The sequence below is a fragment of the Streptomyces sp. OfavH-34-F genome (assembly GCF_022347745.1).
In the GTDB taxonomy this organism is placed as follows: Bacteria; Actinomycetota; Actinomycetes; order Streptomycetales; family Streptomycetaceae; genus Streptomyces.
Genome location: NZ_JAKRGC010000541.1, coordinates 1 through 2366 on the forward strand (window position 1 = coordinate 1; position 2366 = coordinate 2366).

The 2366-nt window shown below is 68.7% G+C and carries 5 protein-coding genes; 1 reads left to right on the forward strand and 4 read right to left on the reverse strand.

The window, feature by feature from the left end; genetic code table 11:
• Window positions 1–407 (forward strand): SCO3374 family protein (locus MHW47_RS34580; RefSeq protein ID WP_239227790.1); only part of this gene is annotated, 407 nt, incomplete at its 5' end.
• On the opposite strand, the gene MHW47_RS34585 is transcribed toward MHW47_RS34580, so the two are convergent.
• The 4 genes from MHW47_RS34585 to MHW47_RS34600 form a co-directional block, all read right to left on the reverse strand.
• Window positions 386–721 (reverse strand): Lsr2 family protein, encoded by a 336-nt coding sequence (locus MHW47_RS34585; protein WP_018102272.1) that lies wholly within the window; start codon window positions 719–721, stop codon window positions 386–388. The two genes, MHW47_RS34580 and MHW47_RS34585, sit on opposite strands and share 22 nt — an antisense overlap.
• Window positions 722–866: 145 nt before the next feature.
• A complete protein-coding gene (locus tag MHW47_RS34590) occupies window positions 867–1424 on the reverse strand; it encodes an amino-acid N-acetyltransferase (protein WP_239227791.1) in 558 nt (185 codons plus the stop codon).
• 9 nt (window positions 1425–1433) lie between these two features.
• The gene (locus tag MHW47_RS34595; RefSeq protein WP_239227792.1) at window positions 1434–1880 is read right to left on the reverse strand and encodes a BlaI/MecI/CopY family transcriptional regulator; all 447 of its coding nucleotides are present in this window, start codon (window positions 1878–1880) and stop codon (window positions 1434–1436) included.
• A 124-nt stretch (window positions 1881–2004) separates the two neighbouring features.
• Window positions 2005–2184: a hypothetical protein gene (locus tag MHW47_RS34600; RefSeq protein ID WP_239227793.1), complete on the reverse strand. Its 180-nt coding sequence runs from the start codon at window positions 2182–2184 to the stop codon at window positions 2005–2007.
• Between the last annotated feature and the right edge of the window lie 182 nt (window positions 2185–2366).

The window sequence follows — 2366 nt, forward strand, 5'->3', positions numbered from 1 at the left end:
GCCGGAGCGGTCCGGTGGCGCTGCGGGGGCCGCGGATGGCGCTGCTGGTGGCGCCGGGCAGCGCGGAGGAGCTGCCGGGTCTGCTGGACTGGCTGGAGTGGGGCGGGGTCGCGCTCTCGCTCGCCGTCCTGGGCACGGGCGGGCACATCACCGCACCGCCGCCGCCGGGCGTGCGGGCGGAGCCGGGGGCCGCCTCCTGGCTGCGACCCCCCTGGCCGTCACCGGAACAGGACGAGGCGCCGGTTTTCCCGGCCTTCTCCGGCTTCGGGAGCGGGGATGGAGACGCTCCCGACCTCGTCCGGCTCGTGGACGCCGTGGCGACGGAATGCCACCGGGTCCGGCTTGCGCGCGCCCGGGCGGGCGTGTTCCACGACGAGTCCGCGACTCAGCCGTTGGCCTTCTCGTAAGCCTCGCGGATCTCCGCCGGGACACGGCCGCGGTCATTCACATTGTGGCCGTTCTCGCGCGCCCACTTACGGATCTCGGCGGTGTCCTTGTTGCCGCCGGAGACCGCACGGCCCTTGCCGCGACCCGACGCCGCACGGCCACCGGTACGCCGGCCGTTCTTCGCGTAGGGCTCGAGAAGGGAACGCAGCTTGTCGGCGTTGCTGGTGGTGAGGTCGATCTCGTACGTCTTGCCGTCCAGCGCGAACGTCACCGTCTCGTCCGCCTCGCCACCGTCAAGGTCGTCAACAAGAAGGACCTGAACCTTCTGTGCCACCGGATTTCCTTTCATCGAAAATGGAGTACGCGGAAAGGAAACCGCTTTTCTCCGGAAAACACAAACCCTCGGGAGAGGTTCAAGGGCACAACGGGCCGGGAAACGTACGCGATTCGGACATAGGGATCGCCCCCACTTCCGGCGGTCACAGGTGCAGAAGCATCCGGCTGTTGCCCAAGGTGTTCGGCTTCACTCGTTCGAGACCGAGGAACTCCGCGACTCCCTCGTCATAGGAACGCAGCAGCTCACTGTAGACATCTCCGTCCACGGGCGTCTCTCCGATCTCCACGAAGCCGTGCTTCGCGAAGAACTCGACTTCGAAGGTGAGACAGAAAACCCGGCGGACGCCCAGCCAGCGGGCGGTGCGCAGCAGCTTGTCCAGGACCTGATGCCCCACTCCGGAGCCGCGCAGGCCGGGATCGACCGCGAGCGTGCGGACTTCGGCGAGGTCTTCCCACATCACGTGCAGTGCGCCGACGCCGACGACGGCCGCGTCCTCGTCCCGTTCGGCGATCCAGAACTCCTGGATGTCCTCGTAAAGCGTCACCGTGGCTTTGTCGAGGAGGATGCCTTCCCTCGCGTAGCCGTCGAGGAGTCGCCGGACGGCCGGGACATCGCTCGTCCGTGCGCGCCGGACGGTGATGGCGACGTTTATAACCGACGGTTCGGTCTGCAAATCGGTTTGCGGAAGCTCAGAGGACATACGCAGACGCTATCGCTCGTCCGGGGGCTCCGCGTCATCGGCCGGTTCACCGGCTTCACCGGCTTCACCGGGGGATGGCGGGCCGTCCTCGGGAAGAGTGGGCACAACGATGCGCATCGCGTCCCGCAGAGCCTCGCGCTGCTCGGCGGACATCATGCCGAAGAAGGCGACCAGCGCGGCGGCCGGGTTGTCGCTGTGCGACCAGGCTTCGTTCATCAGGGCAGCGGCATATGCGGCCCGGGTGGAGACGGCCGTATAGCGATATGCGCGGCCCTCCACTTCGCGGCGGACCCAGCCCTTCTGATGGAGATTGTCCATTACCGTCATGACGGTGGTGTAGGCGATGGACCGCTCCCGCTGAAGGTCCTCCAGGACTTCCCGGACGGTGACCGGACGGTTCCATTCCCAGACCCGTGTCATCACGGCGTCCTCAAGCTCTCCCAATTGACGGGGCACAGCGTCACCTTAGTGCCGGATGTCTGGAATGCGCAGCAGTTCGGCACGGCAAAAGGACGTACGACTCTTCGTGAGTCGTACGCCCTTTCGTCTGCGAGGTGCTCCTGGCGCGCCCCGGGGGAGGTCAGGCCCCTTCGGTGCGCGGGGTCTGCGGGCCCGCTTCGGCGCGGACGGCCGCCGCGTCCACGGCCGCGTCCTCCTTGGCCTTGTTGGGGCCGCCCTGGCTCTTGACGATCGTCACGACCAGGCCGATGAAGAAGGCGGCCATCACCACGGGGGGCACGAGCGCGGATACGTAGTCCATGCCGTCCAGAGTAGCGAGCCGCCCCCCGCCGTCCGGAGAGGCCCTACCCCGCGGCGCGCTCCGGCGGCCGGGGCACCGGGCGGCGGGGCGGGAAGACCTCCGAGGGCTTCGGGGCCGGACGCTCGCCGGGCCGTACGGGGCGGGCCGGCGCCGCCGGGGTCTTCGGCTTGTCCGGCTCCGCG

What these genes read in the sequence shown, in the direction of transcription:
- MHW47_RS34600 (WP_239227793.1), bottom strand. Translation starts at nt 2,184, where the DNA reads ATGGACTACGTATCCGCGCTCGTGCCCCCCGTGGTGATGGCCGCCTTC.
- MHW47_RS34590 (WP_239227791.1), bottom strand. Translation starts at nt 1,424, where the DNA reads ATGTCCTCTGAGCTTCCGCAAACCGATTTGCAGACCGAACCGTCGGTT.